Origin of the sequence: Stieleria sp. JC731 (assembly GCF_020966635.1) — a bacterium.
GTDB lineage: Bacteria > Planctomycetota > Planctomycetia > Pirellulales > Pirellulaceae > Stieleria.
On record NZ_JAJKFQ010000002.1, the window covers coordinates 99,475 to 125,585 of the forward strand.

Annotated in this window: 16 protein-coding genes; 12 read left to right on the plus strand and 4 right to left on the minus strand. The window is 53.3% G+C overall.

The features are described from left to right. Window positions 1-24 precede the first annotated feature (24 nt). From LOC67_RS06245 to LOC67_RS06280, 8 genes are all read left to right on the plus strand, one after another. Window positions 25-1,392, plus strand: coding sequence for a methyl-accepting chemotaxis protein (locus tag LOC67_RS06245; protein WP_230261672.1), 1,368 nt, complete (start codon window positions 25-27; stop codon window positions 1,390-1,392). Continuing rightward, the gene (locus LOC67_RS06250) at window positions 1,392-4,241 is read left to right on the plus strand and encodes a response regulator (protein ID WP_230261673.1); all 2,850 of its coding nucleotides are present in this window, start codon (window positions 1,392-1,394) and stop codon (window positions 4,239-4,241) included. The genes LOC67_RS06245 and LOC67_RS06250 overlap by 1 nt, the downstream gene beginning before the upstream one ends. A gap of 87 nt (window positions 4,242-4,328) precedes the next feature. Next, on the plus strand, window positions 4,329-5,966 hold the full coding sequence (locus tag LOC67_RS06255) for a response regulator (protein ID WP_230261674.1): 1,638 nt from the start codon (window positions 4,329-4,331) through the stop codon (window positions 5,964-5,966). Next, window positions 5,963-7,444, plus strand: coding sequence for an FHA domain-containing protein (locus LOC67_RS06260; protein ID WP_230261675.1), 1,482 nt, complete (start codon window positions 5,963-5,965; stop codon window positions 7,442-7,444). The genes LOC67_RS06255 and LOC67_RS06260 overlap by 4 nt, the downstream gene beginning before the upstream one ends. A 364-nt stretch (window positions 7,445-7,808) precedes the next feature. After that, the gene (locus tag LOC67_RS06265; protein ID WP_230261676.1) at window positions 7,809-8,600 is read left to right on the plus strand and encodes a hypothetical protein; all 792 of its coding nucleotides are present in this window, start codon (window positions 7,809-7,811) and stop codon (window positions 8,598-8,600) included. A 19-nt stretch (window positions 8,601-8,619) separates the two neighbouring features. Continuing rightward, window positions 8,620-9,648, plus strand: coding sequence for a formylglycine-generating enzyme family protein (locus LOC67_RS06270; RefSeq protein ID WP_230261677.1), 1,029 nt, complete (start codon window positions 8,620-8,622; stop codon window positions 9,646-9,648). 49 nt (window positions 9,649-9,697) lie between these two features. Further along, the gene (locus LOC67_RS06275) at window positions 9,698-10,600 is read left to right on the plus strand and encodes a TRAFAC clade GTPase domain-containing protein (protein WP_230261678.1); all 903 of its coding nucleotides are present in this window, start codon (window positions 9,698-9,700) and stop codon (window positions 10,598-10,600) included. Between the two features lie 3 nt (window positions 10,601-10,603). Then, window positions 10,604-11,377, plus strand: coding sequence for a hypothetical protein (locus LOC67_RS06280; protein WP_230261679.1), 774 nt, complete (start codon window positions 10,604-10,606; stop codon window positions 11,375-11,377). Window positions 11,378-11,392: 15 nt separating this feature from the next. On the opposite strand, the gene LOC67_RS06285 is transcribed toward LOC67_RS06280, so the two are convergent. After that, a complete protein-coding gene (locus LOC67_RS06285) occupies window positions 11,393-12,769 on the minus strand; it encodes an ArnT family glycosyltransferase (protein WP_230261680.1) in 1,377 nt (458 codons plus the stop codon). A gap of 176 nt (window positions 12,770-12,945) precedes the next feature. Here LOC67_RS06285 and LOC67_RS06290 point away from each other — a divergent pair, with 176 nt between their 5' ends. Both LOC67_RS06290 and LOC67_RS06295 read left to right on the plus strand, forming a co-directional pair. Further along, window positions 12,946-15,240: an efflux RND transporter permease subunit gene (locus LOC67_RS06290; protein WP_230261681.1), complete on the plus strand. Its 2,295-nt coding sequence runs from the start codon at window positions 12,946-12,948 to the stop codon at window positions 15,238-15,240. A 134-nt stretch (window positions 15,241-15,374) separates the two neighbouring features. Beyond that, window positions 15,375-16,571, plus strand: a complete 1,197-nt coding sequence (locus tag LOC67_RS06295) for an EAL and HDOD domain-containing protein (RefSeq protein ID WP_230261682.1) — start codon at window positions 15,375-15,377, stop codon at window positions 16,569-16,571. Between the two features lie 129 nt (window positions 16,572-16,700). On the opposite strand, the gene ilvB is transcribed toward LOC67_RS06295, so the two are convergent. Further along, window positions 16,701-18,479: a biosynthetic-type acetolactate synthase large subunit gene (gene ilvB / locus LOC67_RS06300; RefSeq protein WP_230261683.1), complete on the minus strand. Its 1,779-nt coding sequence runs from the start codon at window positions 18,477-18,479 to the stop codon at window positions 16,701-16,703. Between the two features lie 226 nt (window positions 18,480-18,705). Between ilvB and LOC67_RS06305 the strand changes: the two genes are divergently transcribed. Next, window positions 18,706-19,092 (plus strand): fluoride efflux transporter FluC, encoded by a 387-nt coding sequence (locus LOC67_RS06305; protein ID WP_230261684.1) that lies wholly within the window; start codon window positions 18,706-18,708, stop codon window positions 19,090-19,092. After that, window positions 19,092-21,905: a hypothetical protein gene (locus tag LOC67_RS06310; RefSeq protein ID WP_230261685.1), complete on the plus strand. Its 2,814-nt coding sequence runs from the start codon at window positions 19,092-19,094 to the stop codon at window positions 21,903-21,905. Before LOC67_RS06305 ends, LOC67_RS06310 begins: the two co-directional genes overlap by 1 nt. Here LOC67_RS06310 and LOC67_RS06315 read toward each other — a convergent pair. Beyond that, a complete protein-coding gene (locus tag LOC67_RS06315; RefSeq protein ID WP_230261686.1) occupies window positions 21,899-23,941 on the minus strand; it encodes a tetratricopeptide repeat-containing sulfotransferase family protein in 2,043 nt (680 codons plus the stop codon). The two genes, LOC67_RS06310 and LOC67_RS06315, sit on opposite strands and share 7 nt — an antisense overlap. Before the next feature lie 129 nt (window positions 23,942-24,070). Beyond that, entirely contained in the window at window positions 24,071-26,056 is a 1,986-nt protein-coding gene (locus LOC67_RS06320; RefSeq protein WP_230261687.1) for a matrixin family metalloprotease, read from the minus strand. Between the last annotated feature and the right edge of the window lie 55 nt (window positions 26,057-26,111).

Consider the following 26,111-nt stretch of genomic DNA (forward strand, 5'->3'; position numbering starts at 1 on the left):
CTTTTTGTCCACGAAGCACTTCGCATGAAAACGAACCTCGTATTCTTGATCAGTCACGCCTTGGTTGCTGTGGTCGCTGCCGCGACGGCAATGGCAAGCACTTCGTATTCAAGCGAAATCCAATCGGGCATCGTCTTGGGAGCTGCATTGATTGCGGGCGGAATCGCCTCTTTCCTGCTTTCAAGCAAAACGACCAACGGCATTAAACAACTCAAGACAATCCTATTGGAACGTCGGCAAACATTGGTCACCAGTGGAATTGGCGAACTGGATGACCTGGGCGAAACGATCATCCAGACCGCTCAGCGATACGACGAAATCGAAGTGGTCAGCCGTCAAAACCACCGCGAAATTCAGTCCATGCTTGGACGTCTTTCCAGTGGCGAAGGACTCGAAAATGTCGACATGTCAGAATTCAAAAACGTGCTCGCAGGAATGGGCCGTTCCCTGAATGAGCTGATGGGTCAGATCGAAAAAGATCTCATCGAAATCGGTCGCTGCAACTCAGAAATTCACAATCAGAAACAGTCCGAGGCGACCTACCGGACGACAGCGTTGCTGGAAAGCTTGACCGGTGAAATCACCAAAGTGACCGACCGTTGCAAACAACTGCAGCAACAAATCGGTTCAGCCGAAAAAGCCGTTTCAGCCACCATCACGCAAACCAATCAGCTTGTCGAAGGCATTGGGCGAATTCGTAGTTGCAGCGAAACGAGCAAGAAGAAGCTTCGCTCTCTCGGTGACCCGACGCGTCAAATCGGAAACATTGTCGGCACCATTACCGACATCGCTTCACGAACCGAGATGTTGGCGCTGAACGCCTCGATCGAGTCTATCCGAGCAGGAGAGCACGGCCGAGGATTTGCGGTGGTCGCTGACGAGGTTCGAAAGCTGGCCGAGCAAACGTCTCAGTCAGCTCGTGAGATCGGAGTACTCGCCGAGTCGCTGGAATTGCAAACGAACGACTCGCTGACAGTTCTCAGTCGGGAACAAAGTGAAGTCGAAGCTGACATGGCGGTGCTCGAATCAATCCGCGCGACCTTGAACGAACTGTCATCGGTGACCTCAGCCGGAATGCATGTCGCCGCTGATCTTTCCCAGCAAGGGGATCAGCAGCACAACCTGGTGCAGGGCTTGGTCGGAGGCATCGAATCGATTGCCAACGCTTATTCGGCAGATCGCAAGCGAGCCGACCACGCATCGTGGGCCATCAAGTCACTCGCCAAAACGGCAATCGATTTGGACGGCAACATTCACTTGCTGCGGGGTTGCACAAACCCCAATCTCGACACGTCGCCTTCACCGCGTCGACAGCTGGTGGACCTTGCCAGCCAGACTCCTGCCGACGTGTCATCCGACTCGATCACCAGCGAACGACGTGAGGAAGTCTGATGAACGATCCTAACGCAGATGCCATCGAGATGACGACCGACGACCAAGTCACCTCACAAGAAGCACGACTTGCGGATTTCACCGCCGCAGTCGAACTGCTTGGCGAATTAGGTCAAGCTGGCTTGGAGGACATGAACGAATTGCTCGGCGAAGCGGTCGATCGCCTTGGGCGACTTGCCGACTCTGTGGAATCTTCGCTAACAGATTTCAATGACGATCACCCTGACGTCATGGAGCTACTCGATTTCGTCATTGAAAGCTGCGACATGATTCGTCAAGTCGCGTTTAACGACGGCCAAGAATCAGATCCTCATCAAATCGAATTGTTGCTCGAAGCGGTCGATGTTCGCTTGGAAACCTGCGAATCGGTCAATTCGCATCCATCCGACTTTGGAGATTCCGTCGATAATTGGAATACCGATGAGCCCAATACCGACGAACTCACCGAAGAAAGCGTTGTTGCGGCACCATCGCGTGAAGAAATTGCGGCACTACTTAGCAATCTAAGTGCGCAAACTCAGGCAGTTCAGACTCCTGCGCAACAGCAGGATTCACAGCCCAGCGAAGCTGTACCGACCGAGATGTTTGCCGAACGTCCCGCCGGATCGCCGCCGCAATCACCAGGTGAAATCAAGCCGCCTCAGCCCGATAACGTCGACGTCGATAGCGAGTTGATGGAAGCGTTCATGGATGACGCGACGCGCGGCCTGGAATCAATGGAACAGGCTCTCTTGGATCTCGAATCGAGCCCGTCGGATCCTGCGATTGTAAAAACGATCGGACGCGAACTGCACACCATCAAAGGGGCATCTGCAAGTATCAGTTTGGCGAATTTGGCATCGTACATTCACGAAGTCGAAGAACTGATCCGCTACACCCAAGAAACCGGACAGCCGGTGACACCAGAGTTGCTGTTGCCACACGTCGACTTGATTCGTGCGCGAGTCAATGGCGATGAAGAACACTCAATTCAGCCAGCAGCGATTCCGAATCAGCAAACCGGTCTTCCGGAGGCGCAGCCCAGCGCTGCTGTTGCAACCACCACCGTGGCGACGCAGCCCACTGTCGCCGCGAAAAAATCTGCCACGCCGGAATCACACGGCGATGACGAAACCGTTCGTGTCAAAGCATCTCAGCTAAACCGCTTGATGGACATGCTGAGCGAACTGGTGATGCTTCGCAATCAACGTGACACCGAGATTTCCGAGCTGAAAGGCATTCATGACGAATTGATCCACAGCGTTACGCGAATTCGGATGCTCAGCCATGAAGGTGAAGCGTTGCTCGCGAGTGATCATTTGGCCGATCCGGTGCTCGCCGAAGAAGGCGTTTCCTTTTCACACTTGAACGAAGTTGCCAACGACGTGCTCGAATCGGCACAGCGGCTTCGCGATTGCTACCAGCCCGTGGCCGATGGCAACCAAGCCGTTTCACAGTTCATTCGCAACTTCCGTTTGGAACTGGTGCAACTACGTCGAATGCCGGTATCAGGCCTATTCCGTCGTCTGCACCGTGCGATCAGCGACGCAGCCAGAACCGAACAAAAGCAAGTCCGTGTGGAGCTAGTTGGTGAAAACACGGGTATCGAACGTTCTCTGCAAGAGCGGATCTTCGAACCTTTACTTCACATTGTTCGCAACTCCGTCAGCCACGGGATCGAAACACCTTCAGATCGCGAATCGGCAGGCAAGGATTCCCATGGCACCGTCAAACTACATGCACACGCCGGCCCTGACTTGCTGGTGATCGAAGTAAGCGACGACGGAAAAGGGCTCGACTACGATGCGATTCGCCGACGTGGAATCGAGCGTGGTTTGATCGAAAGCGACAAATCGGTCAGCCGAGCGGAACTTTCAAGATTGATCTTTCATCCAGGGTTTTCGACCAAAGAATCCGCCAGTCAAGTTTCCGGCCGAGGTGTCGGGATGGATGTCGTGGCGGCCACATTGGAAAGAATGCGTGGTTGGGTGGAAGTCGAATCAGAATCGGGACAGGGTTCAACAATCCGCCTTTCGCTGCCGCTTCCATCGATGATTCAGCACGCGATGGTGTTCCGCTCCGGAGGACAGCTATTCGCATTGCCAGCTCAAGCAGTCAGGCGAACCGGTGAATTCGATGAAAGCTCATCAATCGTCGATCTCAACCGCGTCCTCAATCTGAAAAACTCGCATGCGACGGTCGCCGATGAATCAGAACGCCGGTCGGTGATCGAGTTGGTCACCGGTGCGACGACTGCAGATGGCGGACACGGAAACAATGTCGCGCTGCTTGTTGATCGCGTCTTAGGTCCTGAAGAAGTTGTTGTTCGCCCGATGCCGCCGATGCTGAAGTCACATCCTCTGTGCATTGGTGCGACGCTAAGCGGAATGGGCGAAACCGTCTTGCTACTGGATCCACGCGGTGTTGCCGATGCCGCCTACGGAAATGTGATGGAGCTTGAGCAATTCACAGCTCAAGCACCTCAACCGGTTGGCGACCTACCCAAGGTGTTGGTCGTTGACGATTCCAAGAGCGCAAGACTTCGCACGACCAGAGCATTGCAAAAGTATTCCGTCGAAATCGTTCAAGCTGAAGACGGCCAAGCCGCGATCGAGCTACTCGCCCGCGAAAACTTCGTCACGGTATTTAGCGACATCGACATGCCACGCATGAGCGGGCTGGAATTGCTGCAAACGATCAAAAGCGAACCGCGACTGGAATCGATTCCTGTTGTCATGATCAGCAGCCGAAGCATCGATACCGCTGGAAAACAAGCTCATGCGTTGGGAGCGATGGAGTATGTCCAAAAACCAATTACGCCGGAACGTCTCGATTCCATCGTTGCACCACTGCCGTGGGCAAAAACTTAGATGATTCGTGTCCGGGGGGAACAGACGGACTATTTATTCCGCACTTACAAATCACCGTTTTTTCACAGTTCTTGAGGATTAAGTTTCATGGCCGAAAAGAAAGTCTTGGTCATCGACGATAGTGCGACCATCCGCAAGTTGGTCGATTCGCACCTCAGCCCCGCCGGTTACGCTGTCACCTTGGCCCCAACTGCCGAGGAAGGTCTACAGTTGGCGGAGGAAATTCGTCCCGACTTGATCCTACTGGACCACCAACTTCCCGGTACCACAGGTTTCGAAGTCTGCCAACAGCTTGCCGCATCCTCAACACTGAAAACGATCCCCGTCGTTGTCAGTTCGACCTTGCGCAAAAAAGCTTATGTGGAATACGCGGACTTGGACAACGTCGTCGACATGTTGCCCAAGCCCTATACGGAAAACCTGTTGAAAACGACGGTGGAAAATGCCATCGAAACGGCAGCGATGATCGTCGAATCGCAAAGCAAAGGTTCGGCCGTACCAGAAATCATTGGCGAAACGGCAGAACCAGATTTCGCCGGACGATTCAGCATGTTCGGCATCCGAGAGATCATCGACTTCCTGAACAATGGAACCAAGAAAGGTGTTCTGGAAATCGAAGCAGAGCGTTTGCGGCTTTGGGTCTACTTGGATCGCGGAAGGGTCCAAGGAATCAACGCGACCGGTTTGCAACCTCACGAGACGCAGATGATTGTCGATCAGCTGCCTGAATCGCTCAAGAACCTGTCAGAAGTACTTCGTCTGACAATCGCCGGACGTGGATCTGCCGAATTCGACGGCTTCGTTCAATTAATGGACAAGCGAGTCCTCGATCCACGTTTAACAGCGAAATTGCTTCGCTTCCAAGCCGCGATGCTAATCGGATTGGCCAAAGACCGTCCATTGAAAGGATTCCAATTCCGTGCACTCAACGAGTTCCCATCGCTTCAACGCGACCTTCCCCTCGAAATCGGCCTGATGGGTTTGCTTGTCGAATTCGCGTTGCACTGCGATGCGTCAAAGCTACCCGAAGACGAATCTTCGCTTCGCTATGCTCGCCGAGCAATTCGCGGCCAAAACTTGGACCGAGCTGGCTTGTCTGCCAAGCACATGAAAGTGCTGAACTTGGTCAGCGAACCACGGTCCATCGATGACTTGCAGCAACGCTTGAATTGGGATCGAGAAGAATTGCGACGAGTTCTCTGCGGCTTTGTCGCCGCTGACGTTTTGGACTGCAAAAAGGATGAAAGCCAAGGCAAGTTCGTTGCCTACGAAACCAACGGACTTGTTGCCGCTCAACTGCGCAACGAGCTGAAACAAAACGGTGGTCCTTTCACCGGAAAAGTTGTTCGCGACACGCTGACGCTGCAGCTACTGGTCAAACGAACTCAGCCGGACGCTGTCTTCTTTGCCGTTGACACGCCGCAAAGTTGTGATGCCATTCGTGAAGCATACACATCAGCGAGAGAAGCTTTTGGTGACGCTCGCAAGATTGTCCTGGCACCACCTCAAGTGATCGATGATCCCAATGTACCGTGGCAACGTCTATTGGGATTCGTTCCAGACCGACTGATGAAGTCTCCGTACAAGTGCGAAACGTTGATCGAAACCATGCGTGAGCTTGATTCGATTCCCGTTGCGCCACAACCGCAATGCGATGATTCGTCAACTGTCGCCCCACCAGTCACCCCGACCACCGCAACGCAAGAAGTCGAGGCGCTTTCATGAGCCGCTCCACGTCACCTACCGTCTCATCTTTTCGTCTAGTCGTTCATCGCATCGGCAAATCCGCTCTTGAGCATCACCTCGAAGAAGGTCGCAGTGTCTTCCTCGGTAGCGGATCCTCATGTGGGATTCATGTTGAAGGCGAAGGCGTTGCAGAAATCCATTGCCTGATCGACGTCGAAGAAGATGTCGTTTCAGTTCAGGACTGGGCATCGGATGCGGGCACGATCGTCAATGGACTTCAGATCGAAGAAAAAACCGTCATCAACGTCGGCGATTCGATCATCCTTGGAAAGATCCAGATCGAACTTTCCGGCAACAGCCAATCAGTAAAAACGCCTTCGGCCGAACCCGTCGCAGAACAGATCGACGTAGCTGATGACCTACCGGACTTGGAAACCAATCTCTCATTGGCAGAATCCGCGTCAGCGGAATTGTCAGATGATTATGGTCGTGTAGACGCGTTCGACGATTCACCATCGATCGAAAGCGAATATTCCGATGAGTCAGAAGTGCAGAATGAAGATTCGATAGAGGCCCCTGCTGCTATCGCCTCGTTCGACTCAGTAACAACTGAACTTGACCAAGACTTCGATTGGGATCCGACAGAAGACGAGGACGTCGATCCCGAAGTGGTGGCTTTGTTGCGTGCCGAAATCGAAGACCTGCGAATGCAACTTGCCGAGCGTGACGAACAGCTATCACTGATGGCCCAGGACGACGACTTTGGTGTGACCGATTCGATTAGTAGTACGACCGACGCTGATTTCGGAGACACCAATCTTGCCGATCGTGTCGAGACGCTACTTGCCGAACTCGAAGAACACGACGATCGCGTCGCGACTCTCCAAGACCTTTTGCAAACTGCTGAAGTTCAAAATCAGGCCGAGCGAGAAGAGAGAAACTGCCTGGAGACTTGGGTCGGTGAAATCGAACACCGTATCGGACAACGTGAATCGGAACTGCAGGCCGAACAGGACGCACTTCGCCAACGCATCGATGACGTTAGTGAAGAACGCGACAAGTTCCAGCAAATGCTTCACGCGGCAAAGAAACGCGTCGGTGGCCCAACGGTTGAAGAACAGCTGGACGATGAAACGCTTAAAGAACTGCAGCGTCGCAACGCCGACCTTCATTCACAGCTTGATGAAGCAAACAAACAAGTTGCCAGTTTGACGCGGCAAGTCGATCGACTGAAACAAGAAGAACCGGACGAACTGCAATCGCTTCGCGCAGAACTTGCGAAAGAGAAAGCTGATGTGTCACGCATCCGTTTCCAACTTTCCAAACAGCTCGAAGATATCGGAAACACTCCGGTCGCAAAGGATCAACCCGATCGCGAATTTGCTTACAAGCTGAAGACGTTGCGTGAGCATCTTCGTGAAATCCATGAGGAGGAGAAGTCGGAGCGTAGTCCGAAGTCCGATTCGCTATTCGGAAGGATTTCCAACCTGTGGAAACGAGTCGACGAAGAATACTAGCCGCTTAACATGGGCGTTGATCATTCGGATGCCTATCGTTCCAACTCACATTGCGTAACACCGGCCAGTGGTGTTCGTGGGGGAGCGATTCCATCCTGATCGACAACGTTTTGATGGCGAGCAAATATCGCAATTACAACACCAGCGGCCTCGCGAAGGCCTATGAATTGACGAACGAAATGCCCGCGGAAACCTTTCCGCGAATTGAAAACACGAGTGCCTTCGGAAAGAAAGATCGCTTCACAAGTCAAACTTCGTGAAGAACTTTGCGAATGCACGATTGATTGAACATCCCTAGTCGGGTTAGCCGTGATTCACCAATCATCACTTTGGAATTGTCATGATGGCATCCAACTCTAATTTCATGACGACGCATGACGGGGCGTCCCCATTGGGGTCTGCTCCCGCTCCGACAAGCGTCGGTGTTGCGCCGCAACCAGATCGCGAAGTCCCACCGATGTCTGCGAACGATGCAGAATCGTTGCGAGAGATTTCTAGCGATGTCGAACTTTTCACACGGTCTTGGATTGCTCGAATCCGTCGCTTGATCAATCGCTCCGCCCAACTGCTCGAGCGAGAGTCGCTACTTGCCGGAGCACTCGCCAAACTAGATCAACAAAAGTCGGAGTGGAGCAAGCGAACAGCCGAACGCGAGCTGGCCCTCCGCGATCAAGCGAAAATGCTGACAGCAGCTTGGCTCGAAGTTGAAGCCGAACGACGAAAGTCGATGCAGGGAGGCCGTGTCGGGGCTTCTGTTGCTGGTTCGTCGAACGTGAACCGAGCCGTCTCTCCCGTCGCGGTCGTTTCACCGGTACTGCCTCAAAATCCTCCCGCCGCTTCAACACAACCGCCCACATCTGTCGAACCGGCTGCCAGTGTCGTCGAACATGAACCGGTCGCTCCGACCACACCATCGCCCGCATCGGTTCCCGATGCTTCGCCGAGTTCGACTGGACCGAATCCTGCTGGTCAAAATTCGGTGATCAATCATGCACCGCAGGTTGCCAATCGGCCCATCCTTCCGGGCGGAGGGATGAGCCACCAGCCTTCATCACTTGATGAGAGCGTTCAGTGTGAAAACGACGCCCAATCGCGTCAAAGAATTGAAGAGTTCAAACGGATGCAGCGCGCGTTGCGATCCAACCGTAATCGATAATTGTCTGTCGGAGACTACCGTGCCACTTGCAACACTATTCACCCGGCCACTGAGCTTCTTCCGATCGTCGAGTCGAGTACGCTCGAAAGCCGATTCCGCTCCAGCGCCAGTTTTGGACTACGCGAACGCGCCACCAGACATTCGCATCCTGGTTCGCAATCGCCAATATGCCCATATCGTCCGTCCGCAAGACGGTCTGCAGTTTGACGAAGAATCACTGCACTTTGCTTGGAAGGCCATCGATCATGACATGGCCTACGTCCCTGGCGGCTGTGTCGTTTTGCACGGCGAATATGCCACGACCACTGCCGACGGCCCATCACTTGTTCCGCAAACGCTTGGCACCAGCGAAGTCGAACCTTTATTCATCGATCGTTGGTGTGTGACCAACGCAGACTTCAAACGTTTCGTCGATGATGGGTCATACGATGATGTGCATCTTTGGCCGGAGCAGGTACTTACAAATGTTCTGCAGTTCGTCGATAAGACACGGCATCCAGGACCATCTTCATGGAAGGACGGTGCACCGTTGCCCGGTACCGAAGCTCAACCGGTAACTGGCGTATCGTGGTACGAAGCAAACGCCTACGCGCAATGGGCAGGAAAACGCCTACCCACCAGTGCCGAGTGGCAACGCGCTGCCACTTGGAGCCTCAGTAACAGCGACAGCCTTCAAGAAGCTCGCTACCCCTGGGGCAATTCATTCGATCCTGGATTTGCCAACACATGGGCATCCGGAAAACATCACGTCGCATCCATCCACGACTTTATCAAAGGCAGCACCCCCGACGGGATTCGCCAATTGGTTGGAAATGTCTGGGAGTGGATCAATACGCAGTATCTGCTTGCCGCAACGGACGAAATCGCAGTGCATGCGACGGACTCGATGGCGGAAATTCGTGGCGGCGCATTCGATAGCTATTTCCATTCACATACGACTTGCCAAAGCCGCAGTGCGGATGTCCTCACAGCACGTAAACCCAACATCGGATTCCGCTGTTGCTTCTCCTCCTCTGGCCTTGAACCACCTGAGACTTCAGGCAATTGAATTGTTGTCCCTTAAGTCTCTTTTCCACGAACTGTGATTCGTACCAGCCATGACTACAGATACCTACGATCCGCCACAATCTGAAGAAGTTGTTTTGTGCGTCTGCTGTGATGCCCAAATGGCCAGCGATGACGACTATTGCGATGTCTGCAATACGCCCGCTGAAATTACGCGTTCCATTGCCAAACGCAATGTCAGCCCACACTTCATCTCTGTCGTTGGTCCCAGCAATGCCGGAAAAACCGTCTATCTCGGACTGCTGCTTGATGTCCTATGCGGCGGTGCGAAGTATCTCAAGGGTGTTCCTAACGGCGCGTTCTCACTTCGATTGCAAGAACAAGTTGTTGCCGCACTAGAAGATCGCCGCTTCCCTGAAAAGACTCCGAACGAGTCCGATTTATGGAAGTGGCTTCACTGCGTTGTCACCGACTCGTCAAAACGCAAACACAAACAAGTCGACTTTGTCGCGCCTGACTTCGCCGGTGAAGCCATCGCGATGGAACTGGAACATCCCGGGATGTACCCCGCGGTAGCCCACATCGTCGAACGAACATCGGCATTCCTGTTGCTCTGCGATTCCATTGAAGTTCGAGACAATGGCGCACGCGAAGATTTGTTCGCGATGAAACTAGGCTCGTATATCACCCAGCAACAAGGCCTATCACATCTCGATAAGTCACGGGACTTAACACCAGCAGTTGCGATCGTATTTACGAAAAGTGACACTTGCCCCGAAGCAGAAGCAGACCCGCGTCGCTTCATGGAAAACAACATGCCGCGGTTCATGGACTACTGCCAACAGAACTTCCCACGACATGATGTCTTCAGTGCTAGTGTTGTCGGATCGTCAATATTGATGAGCCACAAAACCGGAGCGTTGTCACGACTGCCGCTGCACATCCAACCACGCGGTGTCATCGAACCATTGCACTGGGCCATTCAAAACAGTTAAGCCATGCTTGTCGAACAAATCACCTACGGATCGGCGAATCGCAGCCGAATGAAGGGCTACCAAGTCATCGGCCAATCCGCCGGGATCGACGCCGGTTTGTCGACGGCCTTTTGCAAATGCGCCCCATCACATAACTCGATTGAAACGCCGCCCGATCGTGAGCTCCAAGACGCTTGGGGACTCAGTTTTTTTCCGGTCTCGGATTCTCACTATGCGATCGCACGCACCGTACACGGTGCGCCCGAATACAGCGGCCGAGGCGGGTTTTCTGTTGTCACGTCGGCCTTGGTCGCGACCAGACGGCAACTGTTACAATACAGCTATCATGCGATCGACTTTGCCCGCACTGCGCTCGCCCTTGGGCACCTCATTCTTCCGGCAGACGAAAATCATCAACTGCCACAATCGGAAATGACAGAGAAGCCCATTTCGATGCCGCTTCCGGAAAGCGATTTTGCTGACAGCACGCCTGCGACCCTACCCAATCACGCGGTCAATTGGATCGCTCGAGAAACGGTAAGCCTTCTGCGTGACCGACACAAAGTCATGTTGGTCGGTCGCTGTGACGCCCTTCCAATTCTCACGCTCGTCTTTGATCAGCTCAATCCATCTGAACGAAGTGCGACAAGCTTTGCCTGTGGATTGAAACAATCTGGTCAACGAGACTTTCGTGTCCAGTTTACGCAGGAAGATATGACCGCGAAGCTGAAAATGGAACTCGAGCGTTCGGGAATCGTCCCGATCGATGTGGCTCGAGTGTTGAGCGAAACGAAATAAGCTCGGCGCCAACATTCAATCACGCCCCTGACCGTCACCCGAGGCTTCGTCCGCCCGTGGTCGCACGAATCCGACCACAGCAAGCATCGCCGCGATGGGCATGATCGGTGCCCGCATTCTCATGTTGCTCCAATAGACCGAATGGACACCGGTCAAAGTAAATGCGAGCAACCAGATCGCCCAGTAGCGTTTTTCGAACAAGACATGTCGGTGCCGAAGGATCCCAACCAACACGGCGGTTGCGAGTACAAGGTAGAACATTCCGACGCCAACAACGGCGAACCTTGATCGCCCTTCGATGTCATGTGGAAATGGACTCCACAACCGTGCCACCCGAATTAACGACGACCAAGCAAATAACTTTGGACGCCGCTTAATCGTTGAGACGGCCGACCGATACGCCAATCGATCATCATCGTACTCCGTCACTGACTGCGGCATTTTCGGTGGATCAGGCCAAGACCTTGACCAAAACGTTGCCTCAAGAGGGTCGCCTTCATAACGATGTTGATACGCGTTGATAAAGTTCGCTGCGTCCCAGGCGCCCCCAACATTTCGTTCTCCAGCTTGGCTGCCAGAAAGATAGTCATAGAAGGATTCGTTGTTTCCCAGCAATAACGTGTAACCTCCATGAGTGGTCGCCCACACGGGATGCCCTGTGACAACTTGATTCCGCATTGTCCAGCCAACCAATGCCAAGCCCACGCAAGCGGCCACGATGCTTGCCGATAGAAACGCCTTCTTCAACGGCTTGGTGACTAGCAACGCGAAGACCAGTAGCCCAGACCACACCAAAAAGGTCGGCCGGCAAAGATACGCAAGAGCCAACGTTCCCCCCAACACAACAGCCCAAGCACTCGTGCGTGTCTTGCTGTTCTGTTGATCGGAATGTAGACGATGCCACGCGACGATACAGATTGTTGACAGCGTTGCGGCCAGTGTTTCGGTCATGACATCCAATGATTGACGCAGTAGGATCGGATCAATCACGACCAGAACGCCTGCTGCCAGCGAAAACAGGTCCGCCTTCAATCCCTGTTGTGGATCGCTCTGCAATACAAACCGTCGTGTCAACTGAAACACCAACGCGACGGTGACCATGGCCAATCCGATGTGAAACGCGGCAAGCCACCAATGCAAAACATTCTGCTGGACAGTGATGAACGACAACAGCCAAGAATAAAGCGGTGGCCGAAACGCGATCGCCCGTGGAATCCCCTCCGACGATGTCAAGCCAAACACGTGGTGCTGTGAGATCGTCGAGGCGATCGCTTTGTACGCATCTGGATCGCTGACGAAGGCACTCTTGCTCGCCAAGATGGCCCCCCCACGGATGACCAAACAGATCAACAAACCTAAAAGCAAGAAACGGCTAGGTCGATGCGACGACAAGGCAATTCTCAGATTCTAATTCGGGCTGGTTGACGACAATCACTCGTGCCACGTAGCATCGACGGGTCCATACAATTTGAAACAATCCTGACATTGCCACATCGTTGCCTGCAAATCCACAATTGCGGCGTGGCCGTTCGCAATGCGATGGCAACTCTCGCAGTATCCGTGCCCCGATGCAAACTTTGATCCGATACGCCGTCCGGGGCCGATTCGTTCTTTCGATTCTCGGCATCGCCATTTTGGCGATTGCCTATCCGGCGTCAACGCGATTGAAGACGGACCAAAGCGTTCAGTCGCTCTTTGGTAAAAACGATCCCACGATTCGACAGTACCAAGACCTGAAAACGTGGTTCGGCAATGATGAAATCCTCGTCCTGATGTATCGCGATTCCTCGTTGGCAAGCAGCGAAGGAATGCAGCGAAGTGAGAAAATCACGACCCAGATCAAATCACTCGACGGAGTCACCGCAGTCCTTTCTCCTTGGGTACTCGACCAAGCAGCGGAGGGCATGAGCACCGCCTCGCTTCCATTTGGCCTGGGAAACAAAATAGAAGACCCGCTACCGAAACTCATGCGGAAGGACGATCCGATCGGGAGCGGCTTGAACCAAATTTTTTCAGGCTATACGCATTCGATTGATTTTCAACATGCGGCGGTCGTCGCAATGATTGATCAAGAGCACTCGCCTGAAACGGTCGAAAAGATTCGTACGATTGCCGATCACTGGGAAGGGAGTCCCGGCGTCTCAGAAGTATCGCTGATCGGCGAACCGGTATTGGTCGATCAGGCGTTCGCTTTGGTAAATCGTGATGGAAACCGCCTCGCGATCACGACGGTCATTCTGCTTTCACTCGTGGTGATCGTTTCATTGCTGGACGTTCGACTGGTCCTGCTGCTGTCGCTGATCATTGGCTGGACTGTGATCGTCACTAAAGCAACGATGTACTGGATCGGAATCGAACTGTCATTGATTGCTTCGATCCTGACAGCGATCGTCACAGTGATCGCCGTAACCGCCGTATTGCACCTTGGCGTCCGTTACCACGGACGAAGACGACGCGGATTCAACCGTTCGGAAGCGACACAAGATGTGATGACGACGATGGCGGCGCCGATCTTTTGGACGTGCGCAACCGACGCAGCGGGATTTGCAGCTCTTTGGTTTTCCGAAATTCAACCCGTCCGTCAATTCGGCATGATGGTCGCACTTGCGGCGCTATCCGTCTTCGCTGCAATACTGCTGTTCTCGCCAACCTGCTTCATGATTGCGGAACTGAATCTGGGACAATCGAAACTGTCTTACCAGGTACGAATTACGCGAAGCATGCGTCGGCTTTGCTTCCGCGTTTCCAGCTGGTTCGTCGAAAATCGATGGTGGACCGCCATCGGAACGGTCGTTTTGATTGCAGTATCAGTTTGGATTGTCACCGGAGCAGAAACAGAAACCAGCTTCCTTAGCAACTTCCGCGATGACAGTTCGATCGTGGTCGAATATGGGCGAGTAGAAGATAACCTTGGTGGCGCTGGTGTGTGGGACTTGGTTCTCGAAGTCAATGATCCGGTGACGAACGATCAACTTGAAATCGTAAGAACACTGGAACGCCAACTGATCGACGAACTCGGACCGATAGGTCTTTCCAAGGCGATTAGTATCGCAGACGCTACCGAAGTGATCGGCCGATCGAATGCCGGCAAGTGGCTTCCCGCGGCTCTGCGTATCGAAGCGATGAGAACTCGATTGCCATCTTTCATTGCAGCTCTGGTGTCCGATCCGCTACCCAGTAAAGCACAACGCCGCAAGTTGCGGATCATGCTACGCAGTCCTGAAGGGCTTCCTGCGGCTCAGAAACGGACGTTGATGAATCGCACGACGGAAATCGCACAACAATATATCGATCGCGGTGAACTGGTGCATGTTGCAAACGAACCGGCACCAACAGCAATGGTGACCGGCTATTACGTCATCATGACCAAACTGGTCGACCAATTGGTACAAGATCAGTGGAGATGCTTTGCCGCCGCGACAGCGCTGATTTGGCTGCTGATGTGCTTTGCGACCCGCAGCATCCGTCAAGCGACAGCCGCCTTGGTTCCCAATCTACTTCCGGCTTTTCTTGTCCTGTCGGCAGTCTCGATTTCAGGTGGCACCATCAATATGGGCGCGGCGATGATCGCGGCCGTTTCGGTCGGACTATCGATCGATGGCTCGGTGCACCTGCTGATGGTGTATCGACGACGTCGGAAAATCGGTCGCAAATCGGAAGCCGCTGCAGTTTCCGCAGCCGGAAATATCGGGGCACCAGTCCTGCTAGCAACGATCGCGTTGGTCGCAGGATTTAGCGTTTTGTCGACGAGCGAATTTATCCCGACGGCAACCTTTGGCACTCTTGTCGCATGGACATTGATTATCGGCACCTGGATCAATCTCAGTCTGCTGCCCGCTTTGGTCAGCATTGGCAGAGACTAAAACAATGTTCAAATTCCCGATTGTCCACAGCCTCTTCAGAACAGGACCGTCATCCCTCACAGATAGCTGATTTCAGCCACGGGGATTCCCACGAAAGCTAGCCTCTTTTGGTTACTCAAATATGCCAAGGAACTATGGAAAAAGCTTTCGTCGGTCGCCAGCCAATTTTGACTTCTTCACAGGAAGTCTATGGCTACGAACTACTATTCCGATCCAGCGAAACGTCGGCTGCCGACTTTCGTGATGGCGACCATGCAACCGCATCTGTTCTGCTAGGCGCGTTTACCGACATTGGGATCGAGACTCTGGTTGGTGAAAAACAAGCCTTCATCAACACGACCCGGAACCTGCTAATCAACCGAACTTTGCAGTGCCTTCCCAAAGACCGAATGGTTTTAGAAGTCCTCGAAGACATCGAGCCTGAGCCAGAAATCCTTGCGGCCATTCACGAACTACGTGAAATGGGTTATGCGATCGCACTGGACGATTTTGTTTTTCGTCCAGAATTGATGCCCCTAATCGAACTGGCTGATGTGGTCAAAATCGAATTCCCAGCGATCGACCACAGCGAACTGAAGCAACACGTACAACGACTACGCGATTCGGGGATCAAAACGGTGTTGGCCGAAAAAGTCGAAACACAGGAAGAGTTTGAGCAATGCCTTGACGCTGGCTGTGACTTGTTCCAAGGATATTTCTTCAGTAAGCCGCAAGTCATCAGCCGCGGCAAAATGCAGTCCAACGTCGCCGCTGTTATTCAATTGGTTTCGGAGCTGCAAGATCCCAACATCACTCCGATCGATGTTGAACACATCATCCAAATGGATGCGAATCTGTCTTACCGGCTACTGCGTTTTGTAAACTCAGCCGGAGCCGGTACGACGCGCAAAATCGAGTCACTTCGGCAAGCAACCGCACTAATGGGAATCCATCGATTGCGTTCACTCGCTTCGATGCTTGTCCTCACGGGGCTCGACGAACGGAAACCGAAAGAACTGATCAACCTAGCGATGACACGTGCAAAGACATGTGAACTGCTAGCCAAAGAAACGTCTAGCGAAGTTCCCGAACGGTTCTACACACTTGGACTGTTCTCGGTACTCGACGCGATGCTTGACCAGCCGATGGAAGAAGTGCTGGAACTGCTTCCGCTTGCCTCAGAAATCAATGACGCATTGCTCGATCATTCAGGACCGATGGGCGATGTTCTCAAGAGCGTCTTGAACTATGAGAAAGGCACAGCGGCGGCATCGACCGTGGGCTTCACTAAAGTGGCCGATGCCTATCAACAGTCGCTTCAGTGGCTCAGTGAAAGCGGCTTAACTCTTTGATACCACTTCAAACCTGAATGGTGGATCTGCCCAAGCCGGCGAATCGACGTGACGGCAGAAGACTTTTGATACATCCACCCACAAAAAACCGCCCGGCAGTCACCGGGCGGTTTCGCGTTTAAATACGACTTATTTCATGATCATGTCATCGACGGTCATGCCGCCGGGGATCATCGGCAGAACGTGCTCTTGGTAAGGCACTTCAACGTCTAACAAGTAGGGGCCTTTGTGCTCGATCATTTCCTTGATCGCGCCTTCGAGGTCAGCTTTCTTTCGGACGGTTGCCGCACCACATCCATAGCCTTTCGCGATTTGAACAAAGTTCGGGTATCGTTCGGTGGCATAGGTGAAGCGTTCTGCGGTGCTGTTGCCGCTTGCTTCGTCGTGACTGATCGGTCCAAGGTAGGTATGGGCGCGGTTACGATCCATGAAACGGTCTTCCCACTGGACAACCATCCCGAGGTGCTGGTTGTTCAACAGGAACACCTTCACGGGCAGTTCTTCGCAGAAGCAAGTCGCAAGTTCTTGAATGTTCATCTGGAAGCTGCCGTCACCGTCGATGTCAATCACCAACGAGTCTGGCAAAGCGGCTTGGATCCCCATCGCCGCTGGCAAACCGAATCCCATGGTGCCCAGACCGCTGCTGCTGTGCCAGGTACGAGGTTTACGGAACTTGTAAAACTGTGCCGCCCACATTTGGTGCTGTCCAACGCCCACGCTGATTTGCGTGTCCATGCTGGCGGTCATATCGCTAAGCGTTTGGATAGCGTGCTGCTGCAGGATGCCGTCGAATTCGGTGTCGTACGTGAAGGGGTATTTCGCCTTCAGTTCGGTGCAGTGCTTACGCCACGGATCGATATCACAGCGGGTGACGGTCTTGTTGAGTTCCGTCAGGGCTTGCTTGACATCGCCGCGAACCGGGATGTGAGCTTCCTTGTTCTTATTCAGTTCCGAACCATCGATATCGATGTGGATGATTTTGGCGTCCTTGGCGAACGCTTCAACCTTGCCGGTCACGCGGTCATCAAATCGAACGCCCAGAGCGATCAGCAAATCGCAATCGCGTACGGCATAGTTTGCATAGGCAGCTCCGTGCATTCCCAACCAGTCCAACGAGTGTTCGTTTTCTGGCGGAACCGAACCGATCCCCATGATCGTGGTGACGGTTGGAATACCTGTCTTGTTAATGAACTCGCGAAGCTCTTCACTGGCATTGCCAAGAATGACACCACCACCGGAGTAGATCACTGGGCGACGTGCCAATTTGATCGCCGCGGCGATTTGGCGAACCGTCTCGGCGGGGATCGCAGGTGCGGCCGGCTCGTAACCGGGCAAATCCATCGGCGGGTCGAGGTCGACTTCGGTGACGTCGGAAAGCTGAACGTCTTTCGGCAGGTCGACCAGAACGGGGCCCGGACGACCGGAGCTGGCAACATGAAACGCTTCTTTCATCACACGTGGGAGGTCGTCGATTGAGGTCACCAAGTAATGATGCTTGGTGATCCCGCGACAGACTTCGACCATCGGGGTTTCTTGAAAAGCGTCCGATCCGATCGCTTTGGTGGGGACCTGAGCGGTCAGGCACACCATTGGAATACTGTCTAGTTTTGCATCGGCAATTGCGGTGACTAGGTTCGTCGCACCGGGGCCGCTGGTCGCCATCACCACACCGACTCGTCCGGTTGCCCGAGCGTAACCCTGAGCGGCAAATCCGCCGCCTTGCTCATGTCGTGGCAAAATCGTACGAATCGAATCACCGAAACGCGTCAACGCTTGGTGAATCGGCATGCTGCATCCGCCCGGATATGCGAAGAGCACGTCGACGCCATGATCTACCAAAGACTTGACAACAATGTCGGCTCCGGTCATCACGCGATTATCAGTGTTTGCAGCTTCAGCAGTGCTCATGGCAGGGGAAAATGTTCTAGCGAAAGATTGGGGAAAAACAGGAATCACAAGGTGAGATTCACGCGTCTGGTGCGACACAGCTGCCCTGACGACGGTTCGCTGGTCAGCCCTCCGAATTCAGCTCGGGATAAAAACTGACATTTACGCAGCCGACAGAACTTCCGAATCTAAACGCTAACGTAAGTGGGGGCCCAAACTTAGGCAATGCGTAAAACCTGTGGACACGATGACTACTTGGTTCAATTTGTTAGCAATCGCGTTTGCTGGTGCAACCGGTTCTCTTTGCCGATACGGAATCACCCTGGCCGCATCCGCCGTTCCGGGGGGATCCAACATGTACGGAACTACGATTGCAAATGTGCTGGGGTGTGCATTACTAGGTGGAGTAACCGCCCTTCAGATCAGCGATTCGGAGGCAATGGAGCGCATTACGCTCGCTGTCCGAGTCGGTTTCCTGGGCTCCTTAACCACATTTTCGACCTTCGCCGCTGAGTCCGCTGCGATGGCAGAAGAAGGCCAGTGGGGGCCGACAACTGGCTATGTGCTAGCAAATCTGGTTCTCGGATGGACCGCACTAATGGCTGCCTCCAGCCTGGTCAAAGGATGGGCCTAATGAACAAACAAAATTGCCAGATTTCGATGCGACAACTGCCGATCAACCGCCCCCCTTTGGTGACTTTGATTTTCATCACAGTTTTTTTTCTGTGTATCGCTTCGGCTGGCCAACGCTGCCAGGCCCAAAATTGGATGGGAATTGGAACGGCGCGAGATGCCCCGAGCGGATCGAACCCGGCCTACCTGGGTGGACTATGGCCCCTGACAGATGCTCCATCGCTAAAACCGATTCCCACAGCGGCGACTGAGCGAGAACTTCCCACTGCTCTTTGGACGCCGCACTACTGCGACAGCGAGAACTTGCGTGAATCAGCAACGATCCATTGCCTGCGTTTCAACCAGAAAGGTATTGGAATCGCGGTCGGTGACCACGGCCTGATGCTTCGCAGTATCGATAATGGTGCCACCTGGGATTCGATCGTCAGCGAAATTGAATGTTCGCTGAGCGACGTCTTTTGGGTTGATGCCAATCGACTGGTCGCTGTCGGTGGAGGCGCTGATCCGATCACCGGGGTGTCTCGCGGAGTAGTGCTGACCAGTCGCGATGGTGGCCAAACCTGGACGCAATCTCTCGTTGAAGACCTACCGAGATTCTGGTCACTGCAGTTCGAATCTGAATACCAGGATCGCGGAGCTCCCAACCCAGCCGATCGAACAGCCTCGATCATTGCCCTAGGAGATGTCGATCCTGTTACTGGGAACCACGTCTTCGTTTCGCACGACGCCGGAAAAACTTGGCAAGGGATCGAAGCCAACGAATCCAAAGAAGTAGCACAGCCCGGCAGGTTCGATCACATCACCATGGAACGATGCCGCCGCTGGCGTGAACTGATCGGCCAACCCTGCCTGATTCGTATGTCGTGCAAGATTGACGCTCAAACTTTTTTATGTGCTGGTGACCACGGCAACCTATATCGTTCAACGGACGGTGGAAAGACTTGGAACTCCGTTCGGCAAACCGGTCAGTGCGGACTGCTGGTTATTGCAAAGGACGCGTCATCGATTCCTTGGTCCATGATCGGTCGCCAAACGCTAGAGGAACGCTTGCGGTGCAACATCCTGGTCGCGACAAGTGATCGTGGAATTCCTCCAAGCCTTCGACAGTCGGCGATGAATCTAGGGGTCGCTTCAGTCGAATGCCTCGACGCAGCGACTGACCTGCACAATGATGAAGTCTCGCGCATCTTGGAAATTTTCGATGCACCTGTCATTGCGATCGACAGTCGACTGAGTCAAACGACTCGGAAACAAATCCGTTTACAAGCTGCCCAAGGCCGTACCAGCAAGGTTATTGAGTTCTCGTCCGATGGTGCCGGTGAAATGCTCCTTCATCGCAACGCGTTGCTTTCGGACTCCGGCACGATCGCTAATGATTTTGAAATCGATAGCCAACTCTGGTCAGGCAACTGCTCGATCGAATCCGACGATCAACGTCTTGGGCAGGGCATCTATATCAATACGGTCTACAGCACCAGTAGCCAGCAAATCCGCAGTGACGATTTGTCGTCTGGAGTTCAGATTGATAGCCAATGCCGCCTCCCTAAACGCGAATCGACAGCCAGCCGACATCGGCAGCAAGTTGTCCAAGGCCGACTTCGCCAACAAGAGCGACTGACAAGCCTACTCGCACAAACACAACGTTCCCCCGCTTGGTTTGCGGACTCCTTCAATCGCTTACTCGATCAAACAAGTCGTCATGATCGCTTTCGACTTGCTTGGTCACTTGCCGCTCAAGCGAGACGCCATCCGCACCTGTCGACCGTACTGAAGGTGATTGAAAACCGCTTTCCACAAACGTCTGCGGGACAGCTTGCAGGCACCTACGCGAGGACTCGCGAAAGCAGTGTCGAATGGAACTACTGGCGTGGCATTAGCTCGGTAAAGCCTTCAATGCCCCAAGCCATCGACGCCCCCATTCCTCAAGACAGCGAAATCCTACCCTCAGGATCGGGCCACGCGAATATCGTTTCACCATTCCAGTCCATGCCCACAGACGAACCTGCAGCCCGATCCGCAGTGATCCAAACTTCGGCTTTGGTTCCGGTGGACGAAACAACCTTGCCGCGAACCGGTTCCCAGGAACTGGACCTCGCATGGGAAGTCCACCCGGTGAAACGAATCGCGGAAGCCTCCATCAAACGTTCACTCGACCAGGCAGACGAATCTGTCCATGCCAACGCGGATGCGCAAGCAGCGGCTTTGCGTCAGATAGCCAACCAGGAAAATGGCTGGGCTTCTTTGTTGCGGCAACACTCTGATCAAGTCACCGTCGCTCGTCGCACCATGGTGCCACCTAAACTGGACGGAAAACTAGATGACAACCTTTGGCAAACCGCTTGGAAAGAATCGGCGGCAACAGCCGAGGACGCCCCGGTGCGTATCGCGATGGCCTGGGACAATGAGTTCCTTTACGTTGCGGTCGTTGTCCCCAGCCATCGTTTTCGGCAAAGCCAAATACCGAACCAAAACAACTATCGCGATGCAGACTTGAAAGACGTCGACCGATTGAAGCTATGCTTTGACGCAGATCGCGACCTTTTCACATCAATGAACCTGACTTGCTGCCGCGACAGAAGAACACGCGATGACCTTGATGGCGTGACCGCCTGGAATCCGACCTGGTACTTTGCCACCGATCAACAAGACAACATCGTGGTCTGCGAAATGGCAATTCAATTATCCAGCCTATCTGGAATGATCGAATCCGGCGACTCATGGTTTGTACAAACAAGCACGATCGCGTCGGGTGAAGAAGAGCGTTTCCAGTGGATGCCCGACTCTGAATCTCGCATTCGTGTTGACTTTCAATAAGCGGTCGCTGAACCGAGCGTTCCGTGATTTGATTCATCTGCCAGTTCGAGGTGAACTCGTTCTGCAACGGCTTCAAGCTGTTCCTCGAACTTTCGCCATTTTTCGACCGACGATTGGTACATCGGTTGTCGAACCTGCCATTTGCTGGGTGTATGCGCGGCCTTTGTGTTGTGATGAAAGTCCAAGCACGCATCAGACCATTGAAGTCCGCAATGCTGAATCAACTGACGCGACATCGGTTCCGGATTTTCAACAAGTGCCTCATAGCTGCTATTGTAAATCTTGATCGGCAAAACCTGTTCCCAATGCCTCATCATCCGACGATAGCTCCGGTGATAGTCCAGCATTTGGTCGAAGTCACAGAATGGTGGATTCAGGTTTTGACAATAGCAGGAAACCATCACGTCCATTGGATGCCGCTGGCAATGTACGACAGTGGCATTGGGGAACAATAATGCGATCAGTCCCAGATGCCAAAAGTTGGTCGGCATTTTGTCAGTGACACGTGTCGCGGCCGCATCAAAGGTGGCAAGTTCATCGATGTACTCTCGCCCAAGCTGTCTCACAAACGCAGGTTCCAAGCTAGGCAAATTACTTGGATAGTGATCCTGTTGCGATCTTAAACCGTCAGCCGAACGCTCTGGCCGAACATGAGACAGCTGAAATCGGATCTGACTGATGTGATTCAATTCGCCGGCACCAGCCGCTTCAGGATGGCTACTGATGATCTGCTCAGTTAGCGTTGTTCCCGACCTCGGCATCCCGACAATAAAGATAGGCTTCTGCGTATCATTCCCAAGATAAGAAAGTCGACGAAACGTTTCCGCAGAGAAAAAATCCATTGCCTGATCGACGACGGCCTCCATCGAACGCTCGGCGTCCATGTTTTGACCACGAGCACGACTTTTCGCCTGTTGCCGACGAGCTTTCACTTCGTTGGCTCGCTTGTAGTGCTCCCACGCCTGTGGAAAGTCACCTAGGTCCTCAAAAACCTTCGCCAACGCAAAATTCAGACTGATCTGCCGCTGACCTTCTGGCTTGGCTTGGCGGATCAACTCCTGCAGATTGGCAATGTATTTCCGAACATCAGCGCCCTGACGAAATTTCCGTGCCCTGCAATACCGAAAGTGTGTGTCTGCTCGATTCGGATCAAGCTCAATTGCCATTTCATATTGCTTTAGCGCCGTCGTGATTTCACCAAAGTCGACGTTGGCACTGGCAAGGTGGCTTAGGGTGACGGGTGATTTAGGATCAAGCTCGACTGCCTTTTGATAGGTCTCGCGAGCTTCATCGTGGCGATCCATCATGTGTTGCAAGCGTCCCTGCGCCATCAATATCTTTCTTTCTGGCTCGCGTGCATTGACGACCTTGTAGCACGCTAGTGCTTCCAGACGCAGGCGTTTGGCGGTTCGATAGCGCATTCGCCGCATTAGGTTCCTTGCCCGCTTTTCAAGCAACTTTGCCAATGTCCGGTTCAGGACAGCCGAACGGGCATCGCGGATCAACGCGACACGGCAAACGTGTATCGCATCGCCTAAATTCTTGCGAGCTTTATAGATCCGTACCAATGCGAGCACGGACCTGTATGAGTCGTCATCAAAGAATGCTCCTCGATCGTAATAACGAATCGCTCCATCGATATCGTCGTCCTGTTCTGCTATTTGCCCCAGAAGGTTCCAACAGTCCGATTGGTGTGGGTCCAGCCGGACCGAGTCGCAAAAGTATTTTGCCGCAGACGTAAAATCTCCTTCTGCCAAGCTTGCGTAGCCGGCAATCCGATTGGCAAGGGCACTGGATCCCCAATCATCCAAGCATTCCAGTTGATCAAATATCACAGTGCAGTCATCGCCGGAAAGCAACGAGGCTGCGACTGCACAAACAGCTAGGACTTTACCGTCGAAATCCTGATCGCGATTTTGCTGCAGCTGACGTTTTGATTGCCGGACGATCGCGTCACAGGTTTGTCGCCGCAACGGATCGATCGCATCACAAACACTTTGCAGAACAGATTGCGGAGTGGCAGACTGAATAGTCATGTAACTGCGTGTATCACTCGTCGATTAGAAAAGGATTCAAAAGTTGGATCGGCGTTTTGAATTTCAAGCATGCCTGACTATCAGCGCTCGCCTTTCAATTCGAGAAGCGACCGCGATAGCACCAGACGACTAGGTGTAGTAATCAGGGTTGTAATAGTAGTAATAGTACGTGTAGTAGCTTGGCCCGTATGCGTAGACATCGGAGTAGTCATAGCTATCGCGATATTCGTAGTCATAGGGGTCATAGCCTGTGTTTTCCCCATCGTACTCCGAGTCGTCTTGGTCATCCGAAAGACCGTCAATCGCGAGGGAATAGTCAATTCCTGTAGCGGTCGCTTCACCATCGGCAATGGCAGAAAACTGAAGGATGTACTCCCCTTCCTGCAACCAAGCCATCACCGTGCGAGTTACATCCGCGTTTGCTTTGGCAACCAACTTGACCTCACGGGTATGTGCGTCGTAGATGGTCATGCGAACCGCCTGTGCTTGATCAAGACCAACTGCGGAAAGATCAAAGCGGAACAGTTTTGTTTTTGCTGCTTCCCATCGGATAAAGCGATCGGCATCGGCATCGACCGTTCCACTGGACAATTGATGCATTGTTGATGCGGCGTTGTCGAACTGTGCGACGACGACGTAATTGCCCACATCGACCGACGAACTAGGATCGACACCAATACGAACAAAGTAATCTTCGGAGGCTTGAGGCGATGCGACTTCGACGCTGATGGTACCATCCGCCCGCATGCGTCCAGCCGTCCCAACCGGTTGCCCAGTGGAATCGACGACACGTAATTTCAATAAAGGTGCATCGGTTCCGACAGTTGACAAATGCACGACCAACTTGCCGTCGACATCCGCAGGTGCGGTGATCTTGTAGAAATCAATATCACTGGATGATCCGATGGCGGCTTGAAGCTCATAGCGATTTCCGGCAATCAAATCTGTCGGGTCGATCGAGACGGCGTCACCAACCGTTTCGTTTTGCCCCACTTCCAGATCAGCCAAATCGAATCCGGTGAACAATGCGTCAGCGCCGCTGTTGTAATCACCTGGCAACAGGTCAGATGCCCGGGTTTGTGCGTCCCGATAGTCGACTTCGACGTAATAATCGCCAACGGCATAGATATCGTCGGGGTTCAGCGGGCTAACACGAAGGTAAAGTTCATTCGTACCTGTCATGCCTGACAAAGTTAATTCGTTATCGTTGTCAAACACGGACGTGGCGGCATGAGACTGCAACACGTTTCCGGCAGAATCCAGCACCTCTAGTTTCGACTGAACGAGACTGACACCTTTGGCGCGAACTCGAAACGTGATTTCGTCGAATCCCGAAACGGGAACGACTTTGAACACGTCTACGTCTTGGCCATCTTTCAGGCTTCCGCGAGCGCGAAGCACTTGTGTGTTCGGTTCGAAGTCAGCCGGCGTCCCTAGCAAGGTCGCAACTTGCATCTCGCCATTATCGACAAGCTCATACGGATCAATACGTTGACCATAGAGGGCTTGAATTGCGGCAATGTCTTCTTCAGCCAAAACACCTTTCGGCACGGTGTACTGACCGAACATCACCGACCAGCTCATGTCATTGTCGTCGATTCCAAGCGTGTTGCCCGACTCGTGCAGGAACAAACTGAAGACATCGCGATCACCATCCTCGATCGTCGCCGGATCCGGTGGCAAGCTATCTTGCCAGTCGTGGAAAGTGAACGTCTCGTTTGAATTCAACAACAGATCGCCGGAATTCGTTCCTGCGATTGCCTGAAAAGGCACACTGCTAGCGACAAGCCCTGTCTGCGGAAAAGCACCGATACGAAACTCTCCAAAGCGAGGATCCCCCACGGTCAGACCGGGCGTTCCGAACCGGACATCAAAGTCATTGCGTAACCCAACATTGAATCCGGAATGGATCGACCAAGTTTGATATGCCCTGAGAAGCAATTCCTGCCACTGCTGCCGATCTGCGACTGGGTCTAATAAAGAAGCGATTTCGTTTTCGCCATGACCAATCGCGACACCGTCTGCGGGAAAGCTGATTGTCAGTTCACGTTCATTCGGCCAAGCTTCACCGAAGGTCGTCAACAACCTTCGTTGTTCCAGCACTTCAAGTCTCACTGATGATTTTCGTTTGATATTCGCCCGGGGGGACATTCGTGCTTCCTAATCTTTA

What these genes read in the sequence shown, in the direction of transcription:
- LOC67_RS06265 (WP_230261676.1), top strand. Translation starts at nt 7,809, where the DNA reads ATGACGACGCATGACGGGGCGTCCCCATTGGGGTCTGCTCCCGCTCCG.
- LOC67_RS06315 (WP_230261686.1), bottom strand. Translation starts at nt 23,941, where the DNA reads ATGACTATTCAGTCTGCCACTCCGCAATCTGTTCTGCAAAGTGTTTGT.
- LOC67_RS06280 (WP_230261679.1), top strand. Translation starts at nt 10,604, where the DNA reads ATGCTTGTCGAACAAATCACCTACGGATCGGCGAATCGCAGCCGAATG.
- LOC67_RS06260 (WP_230261675.1), top strand. Translation starts at nt 5,963, where the DNA reads ATGAGCCGCTCCACGTCACCTACCGTCTCATCTTTTCGTCTAGTCGTT.
- LOC67_RS06305 (WP_230261684.1), top strand. Translation starts at nt 18,706, where the DNA reads ATGACTACTTGGTTCAATTTGTTAGCAATCGCGTTTGCTGGTGCAACC.
- LOC67_RS06245 (WP_230261672.1), top strand. Translation starts at nt 25, where the DNA reads ATGAAAACGAACCTCGTATTCTTGATCAGTCACGCCTTGGTTGCTGTG.
- LOC67_RS06290 (WP_230261681.1), top strand. Translation starts at nt 12,946, where the DNA reads ATGCAAACTTTGATCCGATACGCCGTCCGGGGCCGATTCGTTCTTTCG.
- ilvB (WP_230261683.1), bottom strand. Translation starts at nt 18,479, where the DNA reads ATGAGCACTGCTGAAGCTGCAAACACTGATAATCGCGTGATGACCGGA.
- LOC67_RS06255 (WP_230261674.1), top strand. Translation starts at nt 4,329, where the DNA reads ATGGCCGAAAAGAAAGTCTTGGTCATCGACGATAGTGCGACCATCCGC.
- LOC67_RS06295 (WP_230261682.1), top strand. Translation starts at nt 15,375, where the DNA reads ATGGAAAAAGCTTTCGTCGGTCGCCAGCCAATTTTGACTTCTTCACAG.
- LOC67_RS06250 (WP_230261673.1), top strand. Translation starts at nt 1,392, where the DNA reads ATGAACGATCCTAACGCAGATGCCATCGAGATGACGACCGACGACCAA.
- LOC67_RS06310 (WP_230261685.1), top strand. Translation starts at nt 19,092, where the DNA reads ATGAACAAACAAAATTGCCAGATTTCGATGCGACAACTGCCGATCAAC.
- LOC67_RS06275 (WP_230261678.1), top strand. Translation starts at nt 9,698, where the DNA reads ATGACTACAGATACCTACGATCCGCCACAATCTGAAGAAGTTGTTTTG.